We start from the raw sequence: 19,061 nt of genomic DNA, 5'->3' as shown, positions 1-19,061 counted from the left end.
AAGCCATGCTTTTTCGGTTATTGACTGGGGAATAAGCTGGTTAGCTTAGTGGCTAGCATGACATTGCCGGTGGCTTTTAACTTTCCGGTCATGAAAGCAGTCATGCCATTGATCTCGCCACTCATGATGCCTTTTAGCGTCTCGGTGGTGAGGCTCAGACTAACCGAAGGATCATCATGTTCACCCTCTTGTACATCTAGCGTGCCATCCTGGATATTTAGATAGTAGCTGCCAGCGTCGGTAAAATGGAACTGGAATACTTCGTCCATGCCCTGAGCTGCCTCAGGGTTAAAACGTGCTTTTAGTTTCTCGAGGGTATTGTTTGACATGCCAACTCTCTCTTTATGTAAATTCAGCACAGACTAGCGATAGTCGTTAAAAGAAACAACGGTAATAGCAGGTAAGATTATTTCATACGATCGTTTCAATCAAGCGCTAGCGTAACGCTTCACATACGGGCTAGCCTATCGCCAATGGTAAACACAACACCCTTCTTATGGAGAACATGAATGAATGAGTGGCTAGCAGAAATAGGCACTTTTATTGTGCAAACGACTATCGTGCTTGCCTTGGTAGGTATCGGTCTGCTGATGTTAGCGCGAACGAAACAGGACAAAGAGAACGACCTAAAACTTTTTATTGAGCCGCTTAATGACCAGCGTCGGCGTCGCGCCCGGCGCTTGCGGTTAGCGGCAACCATGGTGGGTGCGCGCAAAAAATTATTAAAAGCGTTTCGTAACGAAGACAAAAAGCGCCACAAAGCTCACAAAAAAGAGGCTGAGGTTGAAACACAACCACGCGTCTGGGTGCTCGATTTTCATGGTGATCTTAAAGCCTCGCAAACCGAGCATTTCGCACAAGAGGTGTCAGCTATTATCGAGGTGGCGACCCATGACGATGAGGTGGTTGTCCGGTTGGAGTCACCCGGTGGGCTGGTACATGCGTATGGACTGGCGGCGGCTCAGTTAGACCGCCTTCGCACGGCAGGTCTAACCACCACGGTATGTATCGATAAAGTAGCGGCGAGTGGTGGTTACTTGATGGCATGTACCGCCCAGCACATCAAAGCAGCTCCATTTGCGGTCATCGGCTCCATCGGTGTGGTGGCGCAAGTCCCTAATGTACATCGATTGCTTAAACGCCACGATATCGATGTTGAGCTACTAACGGCCGGTAAGTATAAGCGCACGCTAACCGTGCTAGGTGAAAATAGCCCCGAGGGAAAAGCGAAATTCCAGGAAGATTTAGAAAATACGCACCGGTTGTTCAAACGCTATGTATCAGAGCGTCGGCCTGCGATGGACATAGATGCCCTCGCCACAGGGGAAATTTGGTATGGGAGTGAAGCAGTGTCTCAACAGTTGGTCGACAGCATAGGTACCAGCGAAGCCTATCTGGTTGAGCGCATGGCCCAGGCTCAGGTATTCACAGTAAAACTTGAGCCGCCTAAAACCGTCACGCGTAAGTTAGGTTTGGCAATTTCAGAAGGGGTAGAAAAAGCCGTGATCAAAACCCTGGGGTTAATTGATGCCGCTGGCTGGCAGCGGCGGTGAATGTCAAAACAGTAAAATTTAATGGGCAGCGCTGCACGGCCTACTCTGCGCCGGTAAATGGTTAAGTTTATGCAGCATAATGATGCGCCAAGGTAGCAATCACTGCTTTGGCGCTTTCACTGCTCATTGAGTAATAGATCGTTTGAGACTCTCGTCGTGTATCCACCAGTCCGTCGCGTCGCAAAATGGCCAGATGCTGGGAAAGGGCTGACTGGCTTAACGCAAGTTTTTGATTAATTTGCGTGACCGATAGCTCTTTCTCAGCAAGAAGGCAGAGAATTTGTAGGCGTTTTTCGTTTGCAAGCGCCTTGAGCAGGTTGGTTCCTGCCTCAATAGCGCGACAGTTGTGTTCAAGCAGTCTTGTAGCGGCGCTTGTAGAAGCAGACATAATGATCTCCTTGCCTACACTGGTTACGGCAACGTGTTTATCAGCATTATTATAAATTGTCAGGCATCGTCTATCGTCGCGTCGCGAGGATCACGTTATTTAATGATCAATAATTTAGCGAGTTTTGTCCAAACTGTGGTTTAACGCTTAATCAATGGTAGGGCTGTGTGCTCATGTTGCCGACCATGCTTACCCTTGGCTAACGTAAGAGTCGTGGTCTGTTCATAGCCATGAAGGTTAGGCGCCAGTTTGCGTTGCTAATCATTATTGGCGTAGGGCGACAAAACGGTAGGCCCATTTCCAACCGTAATCCATATAGCATCGCTGCAGAGAATGTCAGCAGGCAGCTCTAAGCCAAGGCTGATTGATTCCCCGACTTTTAATAGTACACAGAAGCCGTATAATACCGCTCCCCAGCATGGCGCCGCTTAATCATACTGGTTGCGCTTATTACCTCGAGGGTTCCCTAACCCCTCTCTTGTTAAAAAAAGGTCTATCTGCATGTTTGCATTGAGTGAGACTCAGCATCGCCGTTGCCTCATGGTAATGGTGGCTTTCCATATTGGTATTATTGCCGCCAGTAACTATCTGGTTCAGCTTCCCTTTACGCTATTTGGCTTTCATACCACCTGGGGAGCGTTCAGCTTTCCGTTTATCTTCCTGGCCACCGACCTGACGGTACGTTTATTTGGTAAAGGGCCTGCGAGAGCCATTATCCTACGCGTTATGTTGCCCGCGCTGCTTATTTCCTACAGCGTATCGGTCATTTTTCCGCGCGGCAGTTTTGCCGGGATTGAAGCGCTAACTGAGTGGAATTTATTTGTTGCCCGTATCGCCATGGCCAGTTTTTTAGCCTACGTTATTGGTCAGTTGCTGGATGTACAGGTATTTGACCGGCTACGCCAATGGTCGTGGTGGGTAGCGCCAGTCTGTTCCACGGTTCTGGGTAACCTGGCTGACACTTTTGCGTTTTTCTCAGTGGCGTTTTATAACAGCCCAGACCCCTTTATGGCCGCCAATTGGGTAGAAATCGCCGCTGTCGATTATGCCATCAAGCTTGCCATCAGCCTGCTATTTTTCTTGCCTCTCTACGGCTTGCTGCTTGCCTGGCTAACGCGTCGGCTGGTCGTTTGGACAGGTCAGGTGGATAGCTCGCCGCGCACGGCCTAAAAGGCAGTGCTTAACAGACATTACCTAAAGAAAATGCCTAAAAAGCGTTACCCCATTGTGCCAAGGCTTAGGAGCTAGCATGAGTGACACTGCTACCGTTGATCTTCATTTTATCGACATGCCCGCCGAGGATGCCGCAACGGATACAACGCCGCTGCTGGTGATCCATGGCTTGTTGGGGAGTGCCGACAATTGGCGTTCGCATATAAAAGGTTGGCAGCGTTTCCGACGTGTCATCGCGGTCGACTTACGTAACCACGGACGTTCTCCCCACACCGAGGGCATGCGTTACACCGACATGGTGGGGGATGTGGTGGCGCTACTTGATAAGCTGTCGATTGAGCAAGCGCACGTGCTGGGTCATTCAATGGGCGGGAAAGTGGCGATTAGTCTGGCTCGTCTGGCGCCTGAGCGTGTGGCCTCGTTAATAGTGGCGGATATCGCCCCGGTCGCTTATGAACATGGCCACGATGATGTATTTGCCGCGTTAGCTAACGTACAAAAAGGTCAGCCCGCTAATCGTCGTGAAGCCGATGATTTGCTTAGTGAATATGTAGATTCAAGGCCAACGCGCTTGTTTTTAGCGACCAATCTTGTTCGCAACGACGATAACGTGATGGCATTACGAGTGGGGTTAGATCAAATTAAGCGCGGCTATAGCGATATTATTGGCGAACCCGATGGTGAGCAGCCTTTCGAGGGGCCGTCACTGGTGCTGCGCGGGGCTGACTCGCACTATGTCGCCGATGACATGCTGCCTACGCTGCGCGATGTCATGCCACGTGTTCGTGTCGTGACGCTCAAAAATGCTGGCCATTGGCTTCATGCTGACCAACCGGAGGCCTTCCAGCAGGCGGTGACGGCATTTATTGATGCTCAAGCGGGTAATGCTTAAAAATGCTTAAAGCGGCGTGATGGTGAGCCCGTGCTGATCTGGATAGCGCAAAAAACGACTCAAGATACGGTAGCTATCCAGGTCAAAGCTTGCGGGAACATCTGTTAGCGTTTGTGCTTTTTCCAAACTGGCTGCGCTACCTAAATAACACCATTGGCGAACAACGTACCATGCAGCCACTGCAGTGCCGGTTGGTTGCTCTTTAACGGCAATGCTGCCTGGCCAGGGCCATACCGACACCTGAAGTTCTGCCAGTGCGGTCTTCGCTCTCTGGGCGTGTAGTTCAGTCGGCTCCTGGCCATAGCACGCCCCCCGGCACTTACCAACCTGACTGGCAAAGCAGCGTCCCTTGCCTTTCTCAAGCCCCAGCACGCGAGGACACAACTGATGATCCTCAGCAATGGCACGCAACGTGTTCTTTGCATCCCGTGCGTTACGGAATAAACCATATAACGTACCGCTCAGTGGCTGACTAAGCAGGGCGTCGCCGCTGAGTAGCTCCGGGTGCGTGCCAGCGTGAGGCCAATGCCAAGTGGTCAGTTTGCGTTGTTTACGTAGCTGCCGGTTCATAATGGGCATTAAGGTTTTAACCAGCTGTGCTTCACGTAATTGGGCACCTAAATCGCCCGCTGTTTCCTCCCACTCAATATGCTGTACCTGCTGGGCAAGACGCATTTCTTTATCGTCTTGATGGTCGCGCTGAAAATGGCCCAATACACGGCTGCGTAAATTAACGCTTTTGCCTACGTACAAGGGCAACCGATTGTGGCCATAAAAAAGATAAACGCCTGGGCGCGTGGGCAGTCCTTCTAGCTGTGCACTATCCAAATTCGCGGGCAGCGTACGGTGCCGACGCTCATCGCTTAACAGGCGCTGCCAAGTTGCTTGGCTATGTTCTTCCTGCCAGGCCTGCCAAAGTGCCCATAGCGCTTTCGCATCGTCTTCAGCACGGTGATGACGAATCGTGGTGATACCGTAGCGGTCAAGCAGCGCGGCGAGGTTATGCTGGCGCTCTTGAGGTGCTAGTCGGCGTGATAAGCGCAGGGTGCATATCAACGAGGCACGAAAATCCTGCCCGGCGCGCTTAAATTCATTGCGCAGAAAACTGTAGTCAAAGCGCGCATTGTGAGCCACCAATAGCCCATCGCCCAGCCACTCCCGAAATGCCGTTGCGATGTGCCCAAAGCGTGGAGCGTCAATAAGCATCTCAGCGTGAATACCGGTAAGGTGGCTGATTTGGGCGGGGATAGTGCACGCTGGGTTAATTAGACTCGACCATTGGTCGATCACCTGTCCATTGACGACTTTTAGGGCGGCTATTTCAGTAATCCGGTCACGAGTTGCGCGGGTCCCCGTTGTCTCAACGTCGATAAAAATTAAAGCGGGTTCGGTCATGCATCGCCATGGTGAAAAAGTTACAGTAAGTGCGGATCTACCGCTAAACGAGAAACAGGAAGCATTGCATCAGTAAGGCCCATTTGATGCAAAAAGGTTTCAAACCCGGCATAGCGCCGACTATCCAATGCCGATGGCGTTAGCGCTATGCGGCGTAGAATATCCTCCCAGGCTGCGGCGTCAATGTCGTTTTCCAGCACAGGGTAGGCACTGATCAGCATATCCCATGCTTCGCTAGGATGGTCGATGATCCAATGGCTCGCTTGCTCAATAGCGACGACAAAGCGTGACCAGGTCTCGGCGCGGCGAACCAAGCTATCGCTGTTGGCCACGACGATCAATCCGTCGTTGTTTGGTATATCTAACTCGTTGAACCGAATAACGTGCGTGTCGATGCCCTCAGTCGCTAGCTGTTCGGGTAGATAGTGATAAAAACCATCCGCTATCGCATCAATTTGGCCTTCTCTCATTGCCCTAATGGGGTCGAAATGCAAGTTAACCGGTGGACTGAAATCGTCTGTTTGTTGCACCGAGCGTGGCACTAATCGCGGGATGCTCAGATCGCGTCCTTCAGCAGTGGTATATCCATAATGTAACCCCGCCAATGTGGTTTCAGCGTCTGGGGTAGGTTCGCCTCTTACAATGACAGCTGTTAGTGGGGTTTCAATTAACGTCGCAATACGCGTAATCGGCGCGCCTTGATGGGCATGCAAATGCAGAAGTGGCTGACGTGTTAACGCCAAGTCGATTTCGCCTGCCGTTAACAGTTTGATGGCAATTGAGGGGTCGGCGGGCGACTGAATATCAACGTCAAGTCCTTGGGCGGCATACAAGCCACGTTCTTTCGCAATCAACAAGGCTGCGTGCTGGGGGCTCAAATACCAATCCAGCATCACCGATACGCTTGTCATCGGTGGCGGCTGAAGAGGAGGCGCTGGAGCAAGGGCCATGGTAGGCACGACCAGCTCGGTCTCTTCACTATCATCGTTTTGCCACAGCGTAGGCGGCACCTCGACATCGGTATCAAGCGACAGGGAAGACGCTTCTTGAGCGCTTGTATCGTTCTCTTCGTCTGCATAACAGGCGGTATGAAAAAACAATAATGTAGCAACGAGACTAAACAGCACAGGGTGCCAATAGCGTGATAGGCAACGCAACATAGTCAGTAACTCCAACAGTTGTAACGGCGAAGTGTAGCCGCCAGAGAAAGTGCCTGACTAGCTTTTTGACGATAACAGAGCGCCGAGAAGGCACAGTAAATTCAACGGTTACATGTAATAATGGTGCTATAACGATGTAGAGACGGAGATTCATGGACGCAATTTATACGTTCTTTTTAGTCGGTGGCTGCTTGATGGCCCTGAGCATTCTGGCCAGTCGTTTATCGTCCATTATGGGCGTGCCGCTACTGCTGATCTTCCTGGCACTAGGCATGTTGGCGGGTGAAGAGGGCGTATTGGGCGTTGAGTTTGATGACTACTCAATGGCCTTTGCGATTGGCCACCTGGCACTGGCCATGATTCTGTTAGATGGTGGCCTGCGCACTCGCCTTAAAACCTTTCGGGTAGGTTTCAAGCCAGCGCTGTCTCTGGCTACCTTCGGTGTCTTTATCACCAGTGCGATAGTCGGTTTTATCGCAATGTGGGTCTTTGATCTTAGTATTGTGCAGGGGTTGCTGGTCGGTGCCATTGTCGGTTCGACCGATGCGGCGGCGGTTTTCTCCATGCTGAGTGGTCGAGGCGTCAACCTTAATGAGCGGGTAGGGGCGACGCTTGAAATAGAGTCGGGCACCAACGACCCGATGGCCATTTTCCTCACCCTAATGCTGGTTGAGCTGCTCGTAGGGGATATTGGCGGCCCCATTGATACGCTGATTTTCTTTGTTTCACAGTTTGGTGTCGGTTTAATCGTTGGTCTTGGCGGGGGCTGGCTGAGTGCCAAACTGCTCCGCTGGCTTGATCTCGCGCCAGGTCTTTATGCGATGTTGGCTTTAGCGCTTGGATTCAGCGTGTTCGGGTTAACCAGTGTGCTCGGCGGTAGTGGTTTTCTAGCGATTTACCTGGCGGGTTTAATGATTGGTAATCAACCAGGACGCCACCTTAACTTTATTCTGCCTGTCCACGACGGCTTAGCGTGGTTAAGCCAAATCGGCTTGTTCCTCGTGCTTGGGTTATTAGTGACACCGAGTGAGCTATGGGAAGTAGCGCTGCCTGCAAGCCTCGTCGCCCTGGCACTTATCTTTATTGCCCGCCCGCTGGCCGTATTCATTTCTATCAAGCCTTTCTTTAAATTCCGCTGGCGAGAAACCTTTTTTATTGCCTGGGTCGGCTTGCGCGGTGCCGTCCCTATTGTACTGGCCATTTTTCCGGTCATCGGTGGGGTCGAGAATGCGTCGCTGTACTTTAACGTCGCGTTTGCGGTGGTCTTGATGTCGCTGCTAATTCAAGGAGGCTCGCTGACGCTGGTGGCCAAGTGGCTCAGGGTAGAAGTGCCGGTGGGCACCGTACCTAATCGGCGTGGTCCTCTGGGTATTCTGCCTGAAAACGACTTTGAGCTATTCGTGTATGGGGTTGAGAACCAGGATTTAGAGGACGTGCCCATTAGGCTTCTGCGTTTCCCTTCTGGCGCCTTGATCTCGGCGCTGTTTCGCAACCACACCATGCTTCATCCAAAAGGCAGCACCCGCTTAAAGCTAGGCGACGTGATTTGTGTGATTGGCCGTTCAGAAGACTTGTACGCCCTTAACCGACTATTTAATGGTGACGCTAAACTGAAGCAGGAACGCGCCTTCTTCGGTACGTTTACTCTGGATGGCAGTGCGCGCATGCAGGATGTTGCCCAAGCGTATGGTCTGACCTTGAGCCCTGGAGAGCAGGACATGACATTGTCTGACTTCGTCGCGCTGCGGGTAGGTGGGCATCCGGTCGTAGGTGACGATGTCGACTGGCATGGTATTCATTGGGTCGTGAGCGATATGGAAGGCGGAAAAATAACGCGCATAGGTTTACGTTTGTATTAAAAGGCGTTGACTTCCAAGGGAAAGCTGTTAGTATATGCACCCGTAAGCCGGAGGGATGGCAGAGCGGTTGAATGCACCGGTCTTGAAAACCGGCATAGGTTAATAGCCTATCCAGGGTTCGAATCCCTGTCCCTCCGCCACCTCGATACTAAAGCCCCTGATTCGTCAGGGGCTTTTTTTGTTTGGAAACAATGTAGGTCAGCGACACTCGTGGTCACAAATGAGAGTAGCTAAAGCTGTCGAGCTGAGACTATGAATAGATCTTGGTTATTTTCGTTAGCAAAAGGACAACACAGAGATGTTGCCCTTTTAACAACGTGGCTTGTAAAGAACTGCGAAATCAGCCTTAGATTTTGATGTCGTAATCGACGTACTTATGCATCAGCTCGTCGTAGGTACCGTCTTCCTTAATCTCACGCAGCGCCTCATTGAACTGCTCAGCTAATGCTTCGTTTCGCGGATGGAAAGCAGCAGCGACGCCGTGGCCGAAATAGTGTTTGGGCTCACGAATCAACGGCGAGCTGGTAACAATGTCACTGCCTTCCTGATTAACTTGAAGAGACGCTAGCGCGAGCGGGTAATACATAAACGCTGCGTCTAGGCGTCCGGATTGAACATCGACCGCTAAATCTTCCCCGGTCGCATAGCGGCGCACAACAACCAGATCGCCGTAGGTATCGGTAATATAGGCATCACGAATAGTGCCACGCTGTACGCCTACCGATAACCCTTCCAATTCGTCTCGGTCTTCAATATCGATTTCCTTGTCTACTGGTGTTACCCAAACACTTGGGTTGCTGTAATAAGGCTCAGAAAAGAGCACCTGTTCACGGCGTGCATCTGTAATCGCCATGGAAGAGACAATAGCGTCATATTTGCGTGCCAATAGACCGGGAATGATGCCATCCCAGCCTTGCTCGACCCATACACACTCCCGCTCAATACGCCGACATACCTCTTCACCGAGTTCGACCTCGAAGCCAGTCAACGTGCCGTCGGGAAGACGGTACTGAAAGGGTTCGAAGGGAACGTCAACAGCCAGCCGTAATGGGGCGTCAGAATAGGCGGGCAGGGCGAACATTAACGATGTTAAAACGGTAGCAACCCCTAGAGACACTCGAGACATGATGCTTTCCTTTGACGTTTTTATATGAGTTTTTATTAAAGCTACCATGCCGCTTGTAAGGGGTCTACTTAGCATAGAAGCTACTCGGTTAGCGGCACAGATGTGTATGATAGGGCTCATTAATTTTCACTGAATTTGGGGAAGCATCCGTGAACACGGAAAGTCACTCTCAGCTTGCTGCTTTTATTTGGTCGGTCGCTGACCTTCTACGCGGTGATTTCAAGCAGTCCCAATATGGCCGCATCATTCTGCCGTTTACGCTGTTGCGTCGCCTGGAATGCGTATTGGAGCCTACCAAGGCCGAGGTGCTTAAAGCCGCTGAAGACCACCAGAACAAGCCCGAGGCAGTGCGTGAGAAGCTGCTGCTGCGCGCAGCCAATCAGCCATTTTTTAATGCTTCCCCCTTTAGCTTGATCAGCCTGTCAGATACCCAGACCAGCGACGACCTGATGAGCTATGTGCAGTCGTTCAGCCAAAGCGCTCGGGAGATTTTCGAGCACTTCGAGTTCGAGAGTTTCGTACAGCAGCTCAGCGCCAATAACCTGCTCTATAAGGTGGTACAGCAATTCGCAGCCATTGACCTAAGCCCGGCGCGGGTGACCAATCACGGCATGGGCGGCATCTTTGAAGAGTTGATTCGCAAGTTCGCCGAAAGCTCCAACGAAACGGCCGGGGAGCACTTTACACCCCGCGATATCGTTCATTTAACAACTTCTCTAGTGCTTACCGGGCAAGAAGCCAAGCTCAAGCCCAACAGCATCGTCACCGTATATGACCCGACTGCGGGCACTGGCGGGTTTCTTTCTGAAAGCGACGACTACATTCAGCAGGTCAGCCAGAACGTAACCGTCTCGCTGCACGGTCAGGAACTCAACCCCGAATCCTACGCTATCTGTAAGGGCGATATGCTGGTAAAGGGGCAGGAGGTCGAGCAGATCAAGTTGGGCAACACGCTCTCTGATGACCAGTTGGCGGGCGGGCACTTTGATTACATGCTCTCCAATCCTCCATTTGGCGTCGAGTGGAAAAAGGTGCAGAAGCAAGTCACTGATGAGCACAAGCATCGCGGCTACGATGGCCGCTTTGGCCCTGGCCTGCCGCGTGTCTCCGATGGCTCGCTGCTGTTTTTGATGCACCTGGTGGCCAAAATGCGCAACCGCCAAGACGGCGGCTCGCGGATTGGCATCATTCTTAACGGCTCGCCGCTATTTACCGGCGGCGCGGGCAGTGGGGAATCCGAAATTCGCCGCTATCTGTTGCAACATGACATGGTGGAAGCCATCGTTGGCCTGCCCACGGATATGTTCTATAACACCGGCATCGCCACCTACGTATGGGTGCTCTCCAACAACAAACCCGCCGAGCGCAAAGGCAAAGTACAGCTGATTAACGCCACTGGCCGCGCCAGTAAGATGCGCAAGTCGCTGGGCAGCAAACGCCAATACATTAACGACCGCGATATTGACGACATAGTGCGGTGCTATGGCGCCTTTGAAGAAAACGACGAGAGCAAAATCTTCCCGATAGAAACCTTTGGCTACCGGCGTATTACCGTCGAGCGCCCTCTGCGCCTGAACTTCGAAGCCAGCCCAGAACGCCTAGCCAAGCTGTACGACGAAAAAGCCATCCAGAAACTGGATGAAGGCGAGCAAGCCGCGCTCAAAGCTGCCTGCGAGCAATTAGGTGAGCATCGCTACACCAATCGCAAAGCGTTTACCAAGGCCTTGAATGCAGCGCTCAAGGCTGAAGGCTTGAAGGTTAGCACGCCGGTACAGAAGGCCATTCTCAACGCGCTGTCCGAACGCGACGCCGGGGCAGATATTTGCCTCGACAAAAACGGCAACCCCGAGCCAGACACCGGTCTGCGCGATAATGAAAACGTGCCATATAACGAATCGGTGTTTGACTACTTTGAGCGTGAGGTTAAACCCCACGTGCCGGATGCCTGGATAGACGAAGAAAAACGCGACGAGCTAGATGGCCGCATCGGCATTGTCGGTTTCGAGATACCGTTCAACCGCCATTTCTATACGTTTACGCCGCCGCGCCCGCTGGAAGAGATCGACGCCGACCTCAAAGCCTGCACCGATAAGATCAAGCAGATGATCGAGGGGCTATCGGCATGAGCTATCCTGCCTATCCCGAATACAAGGACTCTAGCGTTGAGTGGTTAGGGGAAGTGCCAGCGCATTGGGGACTACAAAAGATAGCTTGGCATGTTCCTTATTCGGTGGGATGGACACCCTCTTCAGGAAAAGAGGAATATTACGATGGCGATAACCTTTGGGTGACGATAGCTGATTTGAACAAGCCAGTAATTTTTGACACCAAATCAAAAATTAGCAACAAAGCTGTAGATGATAGAGGTGGGAGACTATCACCTGCTGGGAGCATGCTTTTTTCATTCAAGCTGACTGTTGGTAATGTCTCCTTTCTTGGCCTGCCAGCATACACAAATGAAGCTATCGCTTCCTTTGAGCCTAACGAAAACCTTGACTTGAAATATTGGAGCTATGCTGCACCTCAGTTCATTCCTAAGTATGGTAGGGAGAACATATACGGAGCATTGCTTTTAAATCAAGAGCTGATAGGCGCAGTGCGTTTTTACGTACCAGACATTGAAGAGCAGGTTCAGCTTGCGGCATTCCTTGACCACGAAACCGCCCGCATCGACGCCTTGGTGGAAGAGCAGCAGCGCCTGATCGAGCTACTCAAGGAAAAGCGCCAGGCGGTGATTTCGCATGCCGTGACCAAGGGGCTCGACCCTGATGTGCTGATGAAAGACTCTGGTGTGGAGTGGCTGGGGGAAGTACCTGAGCATTGGGTTATTTCAAACCTCAAATACCATATAACTACAAGGAAGGGAGTTGCTTTTAATGCGTCTGAGTTTTCACAAGCTGGTATTCCTGTGGTCAAGGCGAGTGATATCAAATCATTGACTATAAAAGACACTTCAAGTTGTATATCAAAAGATTTTTTATCGAAGCACCCAAAAGCTGTTCTCAAAACTGGTGACATTGTATTAAGTACAGTAGGAAGTAACCCGGTAGTGAAAAAGAGTGCGGTCGGACAAATTGCTAGCATTCCAGCGAAGTATAATGGGGCGCTTCTTAATCAAAATACAGTTGTTTTTGATATTGATGATAAAGAAATACTTCCTGGGTATCTTCTTTTTATGCTGCAATCTCGTGGGTATAGAGATCATTTAGATTTAAATGCTCACGGCACTGCCAACCAAGCAAGCCTAAATGTTACAGATATGCTTGATTTTTCTTTGGCATTGCCGCCCATCAGTGAGCAACGACGTATTATAAGCTGTATAGACTCTGAGATAGATAAAATAAAAGGTTTGCTTGTGACTGCGGACAAATCACAGAGTTTGTTAGTTGAACGCCGCTCCGCCCTTATCTCCGCCGCCGTTACAGGCAAGATTGATGTGCGTGGCTGGCAGCTGCCAGCAGATTCAGTGGTGGCTACTGGTGAGGCCACTCAGATGGAGGCGGTATGACCCAGCAAAATGAACCCCAAGCGCCCGTATGCTGGATAGTGGCCGGGCCCAATGGGGCGGGCAAAACCACCTTTGCCTTTAACTATCTGCCACAAGTGGCCCAGTGTACGCGCTTTATCAATGCTGACTTGATTGCCGCTGGCCTTTCGCCGTTTGCGCCTGAGCGTGATCTTGTCGCGGCTAGCCGTATCTTTCTGCGCGAAATCAACGAGGCGATTGATGAGCGAGAAGACTTTGCCTTTGAAACCACGCTCTCGGGGCGTGGCTACTCACGGCTGGTAAAGCGCCTGCTAGCGGAAGGCTGGAAAGTTGAGCTAGTGTATCTTGCGTTACCTTCCGTTGAGATGTCACGTCTGCGCGTTGCAGAGCGTGTGTCGCACGGCGGGCACAATATCGCGCTCAAAGATATTCAGCGGCGCTTCCCGCGCAGCTTGAATAATTTGCTGACGCTTTATGCACCATTGGTCAGCCGTGCGCGTTGCTTCATGAATGACAGAGACCAACCAGAACCCGTTTTCGAGCAGCATGGCAATCAACGCCAGGTGTTTAATACTTCACTGTTTGACGCGCTTTCCCAGGAGGCAAAATCATGACCCAACTTCCACCTGACACCCAGGAAATGCTCAATAGCCTTCGCACAGCCGTAGCCGAAACCTTAGAGCGCAAGCGGCGCCTTGGGCAATACGCGGTGTTTTGGCAGGAAGGTAAGCCCGTTTTCATCGGTGAGGATGCTCCGCGCAATCCTGACGACACAGCCTCCGATGATGATCAGCAGGGCAAGACACGCCATTGAGCAATGCTGAGTATTCCAATAAGTGTGTATAGCCAACTCGCAAAATGGCGAGAACGGCTAGCACTAACGGAGTTGATATGACACAGGGACGCAGCATCCGACTGTTTCTAGTGGATGGCACGCCTAATGGCCTGCTTACCGCTGAGATTATGAACTGGACAGGGCATGTGCTGACAGGGCCGCGCAGCAGACTCAGCGAGTTAGTTCAGCGCCCCGAGTGTGGGAGAACCGGAATATACTTTTTGGTCGGTACAGATCCCGAGGGTGATTTACGCCCTTTGGTATATATCGGTGAAAGTGATGATGTTGCTACACGGCTTAAACAGCACAATCGACCGGAGGATAAGGGAGGCAAGGACTTCTGGGAGAAGGTGTGTCTCATCACGAGTAAAGACCAGAACCTGACCAAGGCACATGTGAAATATCTGGAGAGCTTGCTGATACAGAAAGCGGGGGCTGTTGGGCGTTGTAAGCTAGCCAATGGTACGGCACATGAGTATGTGGGACTTCCAGAATCTGATCGCGCCGATATGGCCTTTTTTATCGAGCAGGTTCGCACGGTACTTCCCGTTCTTGGTCTGGATTTTTTACGCAGCACTACAAAGATTTCACCAAGTCCTGGCCTTGAGCGTCAAGCACTCACAGAGCTAGAGCCAAACCAAAGCATTTCAGTAAGCCCTAGGCTGAAGATGGAAGTTAAAAGACAAAATATTGTCGCCTTCGCTCAAGAAGTTGAAGGTGAGTTTGTCGTTCTTGAGGGGTCTCTCGCCAGGGGGGAGTGGATAGACCTGAAGCACAACTACCGGCATCTCTACAAGCAGCTTTGCGATGAAGGTGTGCTGATGGACGATGGTAATGGATTCAAGACGTTCACGCGTGACTATGGATTCACGAGCCCCAGCTCGGCCGCCGCCGCTGTCGCAGGGCGCGCCGCTAACGGCCGCGTTGATTGGAAAGTTGAGGCCACGGGACAGACCTATGCCGATTGGCAGGAACAACAGGTCAACGCTGCCGCTGCCGCAGCTGAACATGGCCTGCAAGCTTAAGAGTTTTCGAGAAATGGGCAGTAGACATGAATCAAACCATCCTGCGCCTGCAGATGCAGCACCGGGACGTGGTGATTCAGGCAATTATCAAAAGCCGATGGCTTTGACTCACTCCGATTGCCAGTCTGAGCATGCTAGGTACCAGCGGCCTGGTTTGCCGCTATGACCAGGTATATCTTGCCGAATAGTTTCTCTTATTACGTCTTTGCCGATAGAACACACCACGGCCTAAGTATGCTTTTCCTCTTCTCACTGAAGCGGTAGGCTGTCACGAATAATTACGCGAAGCGCAGAGGGTTTTATGGCCGATAGCAGGGAAGGCCGGTTCCAGCAGGATATCATCGACGCCATGGCTACCGGTGGTTGGAAAGTGGGCACCGCCAGCGGTTATGACCGCACCACAGCGCTCTATACTGAAGACTTGCTGAGTTATGTGAGAGAGGCCTGGCCCGAGCGCTGGGAAAAATTCTGTAAGGCCAACCCACAAGCCTCCGAACAGGTGTTTGTGCAGAAGGTGGTGCGTGAGCGGGAGCGGGTGGGCACTCTGGAAGTGCTGCGCCATGGCTTTAAAGTGCCGGGGGTGGCGTTCGACCTGTGCAGTTTCCAGCCTGACCACGCTATGAACCCCGAGGCACTCGCCCGTTACCGCGCCAACCGTCTCCGCGTGGTACCAGAAGTCTCCTATTCACCCCATGCGCGTGAAAAAGGGAGCGGTGATCAAAGCTACAACCCGCGTCTGGATTTGGTGCTATTTGTTAACGGCATACCTACTGCTACGCTGGAGTTGAAAAGCGAGTTCAAGCAGTCCGTAGAAAATGCCAAGCGTCAGTACCGCAATGATCGTCCACTAAAAGACCCAATTACTCGCAAGATAGAGCCGCTGCTAGCGTTTAAGCGCGGCGCACTAGTGCATTTTGCCGTCAGCCAAGCAGAAGTGGCGATGACCACCCAGCTGGCGGGTAAAGAGACGTTCTTTCTGCCGTTTAACCTGGGCACCAAAGGCGGCGGTGCTGGTAACGCGCCACCAGAAGATGACAATAGCTACGCCACAAGCTATTTGTGGGAGCGCGTGCTCTTGCCGGATGCTTGGCTGAAGATTCTCGGACGCTTTTTGCACTTGGAGCAGAAAACTACTGAGGACTTTCACGGGCGGCGCAAAACGAAAGAAACACTGATTTTCCCGCGCTACCATCAATGGGAAGTCGTTAATCAACTGATTGAAACCACCCAAGCCGAAGATGGCGGGCAGCGCTATCTAGTGCAACACAGTGCTGGCTCGGGTAAGTCTAATTCTATTGCCTGGCTGGCTCACCAACTCGCCAACCTCTACGATGAAAGCGGCCAGCAGAAGCGATTCAACTCTGTAATTGTGGTTACTGACCGCACCGTGCTGGATAGTCAGCTGCAAAACACCATTTACCAGTTTGAGCATGCGCACGGCGTGGTGTGCCCGATTACCCGCGATGTAGGCAACCAGAGTAAATCTGAACAGCTGGCTGAGGCGCTGGCGAGCAATACCCGCATCATCATCGTCACCATCCAGACCTTTCCTGCGCTGTTCGATGCATTGGATAAACGGCCAACACTTGCCGAAGGCCGCTATGCAGTGATTGCTGACGAAGCTCACTCTTCACAGGCGGGCGATTCTGCGCGCAAGCTCAAGGCGCTGTTAGCCGCCGCTGGTGAGGGCACAGAAGATGACGAGGAAATCAGTGCAGAAGTAATGCTGGATGCGGCCGTGTCCACTCGTCGCCCTAATGAGCGCATCAGCTACTACGCATTTACCGCCACACCCAAAGCCAAAACACTTGAACTGTTTGGCCGTGTGCCAGACCCAAGCTTGCCGCCAAGTGCGGACAACAAGCCTGAGCCATTTCATCTCTACTCGATGCGGCAAGCTATTGAGGAGGGCTTTATTCTTGATGTGCTGCGCAACTACGTGACCTACAGCACCGCCTGGAAGCTGGCCCATTTGGAGGATGAAGATCAGGAAGTAGACGCCAAAAAGGCCTCCCGTGCGCTGGCCAAGTGGGTACGCTTGCACCCTTACAACATCGCCCAGCGAGTAGAAGTTATTGTTGAGCACTTCCGCGCCAAAGTACGCCACTTGCTAGATGGCCAAGCCAAGGCGATGGTGGTCACCGGTAGCCGCCAAGAGGCGGTGCGCTACCAGCTAGCTATGCGGCAGTATGTGGAAGCTCAAGGCTATAGTGATGTTCATCCCTTGGTGGCCTTTTCGGGCAGCGTACCGGCCGATGAGGTCATTCCTGAAGAAGTCAGCGAAACCAGCAAGCTGCTCAATCCCGGGGTGCGTGGGCGTGATTTAGCGGCGGCGTTAGATACCGACGATTTCAACGTGATGATCGCTGCTAACAAGTACCAGACTGGCTTTGACCAGCCCAAGCTATGCGCCATGTACGTGGACAAGAAGCTGCAGGGCGTGGACTGTGTTCAGACGCTCTCGCGGCTGAACCGCCTGTTTCCCGGCAAACAAACGTTTATACTCGATTTCTTCAATGAACCACAAGAAATCTTAGAGGCGTTTGCGCCGTATTACCGCAAGGCAACCTTGGCTGACGTTTCCGACCCGCAGGTAGTGTATGACCTAAAACGCACGCTGGATGCTAACGGCATTTATCACTGGCCCGAGGTGGAAGCGTTTGCTACTGCTTTCTTTGATCCCAAAGCACCCGCCTCGCGTCTGAGTTATCATTGCCAGCCCGCTCAAGATCGCTTTAAGAAGCGCTACGAAGTCACCGTCGAGCAACAGCAGACCTGGAAGGAAGCCCGCCAACAAGCGGAGCAGCAGGGCGACGATAAAGGCATAAAGCGTGCCGAGCAGGAGCTGAAAGACGCCGGTAAAACCCGCGATGAGCTTGACCTGTTTCGTAAAAACCTACAGAGCTTTGTGCGCACCTATGAATTTCTGAGCCAGATTATTCTCTTCGATGATGCTGAATTAGAGCAATTGTGCGTTTACGCCAAGCACCTGTACCCCCTACTCCGTATCGACCGCTTATTAATTGGCGACCCTATCGATGTAAGTGAGCTTGAGCTGGACAGCTACCGGCTGACCAAACGCGCCGAACAGCAACTTTCGCTTGAAGAGGAGAGCGGTGATTACGGTCTGAAACCGATTTCAGATGTTGGCTCCGGTAAACCCTATGACCCCGAAACTCAGCTCCTTAATGAGATCATCGAGCGTCTGAATGATCTCTACGGCGCAGATATCAGCGATGGCGATAAGCTGCATTTTGCCAATGGCATTGCCGATCGCATTGAACGTGATGATGCTGTCATGGCCCAGATCAACCACCATGACGAAATCCAAGTGATGCACGGGCTATTTCCCAAGCGCGTTACTGACGCCGTGTTAGATGCGATGAACGATCACGAAAAGCTGAGTATGCCACTGCTGGAAAACGAAGAAACTGGTAGGCAGTTTGCTCTGCTGATCTTGAAGCTACTAGCGGGGCGTCAACCAGATAGCCGATCCTAGCGAATGATAATGGCTCCATGCGTTGATCAACTGATCTCGCCAATACTAATAACTTGGCAGTCCTACTAATAGGGCAAGATTTACGTTAAATCGGTTGGAGGGCAGGGTGAATGGCTAAAGTCAGCTACCTCACGCCCCCCTCAGGGAACTAAAATCATCAACACATTACAGTCTGAAAAAGATCATAGGGCCCTTTATCCCTATGGTCCTATTGGGGCCAATTGTTGTTATCTTCGGACATTTCGTGCTTTCGGGATATCCGCAAGCAGCCGGCGGTATCATGCTATTTGCAGTGAGCGGCATCCTATACCTAATTTTTCAAGACATTGTATTACAGGCCAAATTGAAGAAACACTGGGCGTCTCCCTTGGGCGCTGTTGCTGGTTTTGCTGAGGATAATGGGCCATGTCGCAACGGGTGCTTAGCGAACGTTACAAAATACATGGCGAGTTTGAGCCAGCCCCGCTCAACGGCCCAGTTCGAGGAGGCCCAACTGGCGCCGCTGTAGCGATTTTTCTGCTTCTCGATGGGGTTTAATCCAAAGCCAGGTACTTAGTCTATACTCCACTAGGGTGCTATGACTGCTTGGCTTTCAGTGTCCGGTTGCCAAGTGAAATGCGATCTGCTTCAACTAGAAAGTGCATAAGTGAGAGCCAACAGCGCTGTTCC

At 51.9% G+C, this 19,061-nt stretch carries 15 protein-coding genes and 1 tRNA gene; 11 read left to right on the top strand and 5 right to left on the bottom strand.

The genetic code is table 11. The features are described 5' to 3' along the window. Positions 1-17: 17 nt before the first annotated feature. Complete coding sequence (locus ACFFLD_RS01220) at positions 18-329, bottom strand: SCP2 sterol-binding domain-containing protein (RefSeq protein WP_386040713.1); 312 nt, start codon at positions 327-329, stop codon at positions 18-20. 180 nt (positions 330-509) lie between these two features. Here ACFFLD_RS01220 and sohB point away from each other — a divergent pair, with 180 nt between their 5' ends. Further along, complete coding sequence (sohB, locus tag ACFFLD_RS01215) at positions 510-1,553, top strand: protease SohB (protein WP_386040711.1); 1,044 nt, start codon at positions 510-512, stop codon at positions 1,551-1,553. A gap of 67 nt (positions 1,554-1,620) precedes the next feature. Here sohB and ACFFLD_RS01210 read toward each other — a convergent pair whose 3' ends face one another. Beyond that, positions 1,621-1,941: an ArsR/SmtB family transcription factor gene (locus tag ACFFLD_RS01210; RefSeq protein ID WP_386040709.1), complete on the bottom strand. Its 321-nt coding sequence runs from the start codon at positions 1,939-1,941 to the stop codon at positions 1,621-1,623. Positions 1,942-2,442: 501 nt separating this feature from the next. Between ACFFLD_RS01210 and ACFFLD_RS01205 the strand changes: the two genes are divergently transcribed. Together ACFFLD_RS01205 and ACFFLD_RS01200 are read left to right on the top strand one after the other, a co-directional pair. Continuing rightward, positions 2,443-3,111, top strand: a complete 669-nt coding sequence (locus ACFFLD_RS01205) for a 7-cyano-7-deazaguanine/7-aminomethyl-7-deazaguanine transporter (RefSeq protein ID WP_386040707.1) — start codon at positions 2,443-2,445, stop codon at positions 3,109-3,111. A gap of 79 nt (positions 3,112-3,190) precedes the next feature. After that, a complete protein-coding gene (locus ACFFLD_RS01200) occupies positions 3,191-4,006 on the top strand; it encodes an alpha/beta fold hydrolase (protein WP_386040705.1) in 816 nt (271 codons plus the stop codon). 6 nt (positions 4,007-4,012) lie between these two features. Here the strand turns inward: ACFFLD_RS01200 and ACFFLD_RS01195 are convergent, their stop codons facing one another. Both ACFFLD_RS01195 and ACFFLD_RS01190 read right to left on the bottom strand, forming a co-directional pair. Next, positions 4,013-5,401 carry a 3'-5' exonuclease family protein gene (locus tag ACFFLD_RS01195; protein WP_386040703.1) on the bottom strand — a complete coding sequence of 463 codons (1,389 nt, stop codon included), beginning with the start codon at positions 5,399-5,401 and terminating at the stop codon, positions 4,013-4,015. A 20-nt stretch (positions 5,402-5,421) separates the two neighbouring features. Continuing rightward, positions 5,422-6,561 (bottom strand): ABC transporter substrate-binding protein, encoded by a 1,140-nt coding sequence (locus tag ACFFLD_RS01190; protein WP_386040701.1) that lies wholly within the window; start codon positions 6,559-6,561, stop codon positions 5,422-5,424. Positions 6,562-6,713: 152 nt separating this feature from the next. Between ACFFLD_RS01190 and ACFFLD_RS01185 the strand changes: the two genes are divergently transcribed. Together ACFFLD_RS01185 and ACFFLD_RS01180 are read left to right on the top strand one after the other, a co-directional pair. Then, on the top strand, positions 6,714-8,420 hold the full coding sequence (locus ACFFLD_RS01185; protein ID WP_386040699.1) for a potassium/proton antiporter: 1,707 nt from the start codon (positions 6,714-6,716) through the stop codon (positions 8,418-8,420). A gap of 49 nt (positions 8,421-8,469) precedes the next feature. Continuing rightward, positions 8,470-8,560, top strand: a tRNA-Ser gene (locus ACFFLD_RS01180). Between the two features lie 206 nt (positions 8,561-8,766). Here ACFFLD_RS01180 and ACFFLD_RS01175 read toward each other — a convergent pair. Next, positions 8,767-9,546, bottom strand: a complete 780-nt coding sequence (locus ACFFLD_RS01175; protein WP_386040697.1) for a transporter substrate-binding domain-containing protein — start codon at positions 9,544-9,546, stop codon at positions 8,767-8,769. 149 nt (positions 9,547-9,695) lie between these two features. Between ACFFLD_RS01175 and ACFFLD_RS01170 the strand changes: the two genes are divergently transcribed. From ACFFLD_RS01170 to ACFFLD_RS01145, 6 genes are all read left to right on the top strand, one after another. Continuing rightward, complete coding sequence (locus ACFFLD_RS01170) at positions 9,696-11,672, top strand: type I restriction-modification system subunit M (protein ID WP_386040695.1); 1,977 nt, start codon at positions 9,696-9,698, stop codon at positions 11,670-11,672. Further along, on the top strand, positions 11,669-13,054 hold the full coding sequence (locus ACFFLD_RS01165; protein WP_386040693.1) for a restriction endonuclease subunit S: 1,386 nt from the start codon (positions 11,669-11,671) through the stop codon (positions 13,052-13,054). Before ACFFLD_RS01170 ends, ACFFLD_RS01165 begins: the two co-directional genes overlap by 4 nt. Next, positions 13,051-13,647 carry a zeta toxin family protein gene (locus ACFFLD_RS01160; protein WP_386040691.1) on the top strand — a complete coding sequence of 199 codons (597 nt, stop codon included), beginning with the start codon at positions 13,051-13,053 and terminating at the stop codon, positions 13,645-13,647. Before ACFFLD_RS01165 ends, ACFFLD_RS01160 begins: the two co-directional genes overlap by 4 nt. Beyond that, on the top strand, positions 13,644-13,847 hold the full coding sequence (locus ACFFLD_RS01155) for a hypothetical protein (protein WP_386040689.1): 204 nt from the start codon (positions 13,644-13,646) through the stop codon (positions 13,845-13,847). Before ACFFLD_RS01160 ends, ACFFLD_RS01155 begins: the two co-directional genes overlap by 4 nt. A gap of 77 nt (positions 13,848-13,924) precedes the next feature. Next, positions 13,925-14,893 carry a GIY-YIG nuclease family protein gene (locus ACFFLD_RS01150; protein WP_386040687.1) on the top strand — a complete coding sequence of 323 codons (969 nt, stop codon included), beginning with the start codon at positions 13,925-13,927 and terminating at the stop codon, positions 14,891-14,893. Between the two features lie 301 nt (positions 14,894-15,194). Further along, complete coding sequence (locus tag ACFFLD_RS01145) at positions 15,195-18,392, top strand: type I restriction endonuclease subunit R (protein ID WP_386040685.1); 3,198 nt, start codon at positions 15,195-15,197, stop codon at positions 18,390-18,392. The last annotated feature ends 669 nt before the right edge of the window (positions 18,393-19,061 follow it).

Source organism: Vreelandella sulfidaeris (assembly GCF_042429665.1).
In the GTDB taxonomy this organism is placed as follows: Bacteria; Pseudomonadota; Gammaproteobacteria; order Pseudomonadales; family Halomonadaceae; genus Vreelandella.
Note: the sequence above shows the minus strand (reverse complement) of the source record. Positions and strands in the feature narration are given on the sequence as shown.

Bases quoted from the DNA above. Each gene is read 5' to 3' on its own strand.
- ACFFLD_RS01175 (WP_386040697.1), bottom strand. From the start codon at position 9,546: ATGTCTCGAGTGTCTCTAGGGGTTGCTACCGTTTTAACATCGTTAATG.
- ACFFLD_RS01205 (WP_386040707.1), top strand. From the start codon at position 2,443: ATGTTTGCATTGAGTGAGACTCAGCATCGCCGTTGCCTCATGGTAATG.
- ACFFLD_RS01160 (WP_386040691.1), top strand. From the start codon at position 13,051: ATGACCCAGCAAAATGAACCCCAAGCGCCCGTATGCTGGATAGTGGCC.
- ACFFLD_RS01190 (WP_386040701.1), bottom strand. From the start codon at position 6,561: ATGTTGCGTTGCCTATCACGCTATTGGCACCCTGTGCTGTTTAGTCTC.
- ACFFLD_RS01195 (WP_386040703.1), bottom strand. From the start codon at position 5,401: ATGACCGAACCCGCTTTAATTTTTATCGACGTTGAGACAACGGGGACC.
- ACFFLD_RS01200 (WP_386040705.1), top strand. From the start codon at position 3,191: ATGAGTGACACTGCTACCGTTGATCTTCATTTTATCGACATGCCCGCC.
- ACFFLD_RS01220 (WP_386040713.1), bottom strand. From the start codon at position 329: ATGTCAAACAATACCCTCGAGAAACTAAAAGCACGTTTTAACCCTGAG.
- sohB (WP_386040711.1), top strand. From the start codon at position 510: ATGAATGAGTGGCTAGCAGAAATAGGCACTTTTATTGTGCAAACGACT.
- ACFFLD_RS01155 (WP_386040689.1), top strand. From the start codon at position 13,644: ATGACCCAACTTCCACCTGACACCCAGGAAATGCTCAATAGCCTTCGC.
- ACFFLD_RS01210 (WP_386040709.1), bottom strand. From the start codon at position 1,941: ATGTCTGCTTCTACAAGCGCCGCTACAAGACTGCTTGAACACAACTGT.
- ACFFLD_RS01185 (WP_386040699.1), top strand. From the start codon at position 6,714: ATGGACGCAATTTATACGTTCTTTTTAGTCGGTGGCTGCTTGATGGCC.
- ACFFLD_RS01145 (WP_386040685.1), top strand. From the start codon at position 15,195: ATGGCCGATAGCAGGGAAGGCCGGTTCCAGCAGGATATCATCGACGCC.
- ACFFLD_RS01150 (WP_386040687.1), top strand. From the start codon at position 13,925: ATGACACAGGGACGCAGCATCCGACTGTTTCTAGTGGATGGCACGCCT.
- ACFFLD_RS01165 (WP_386040693.1), top strand. From the start codon at position 11,669: ATGAGCTATCCTGCCTATCCCGAATACAAGGACTCTAGCGTTGAGTGG.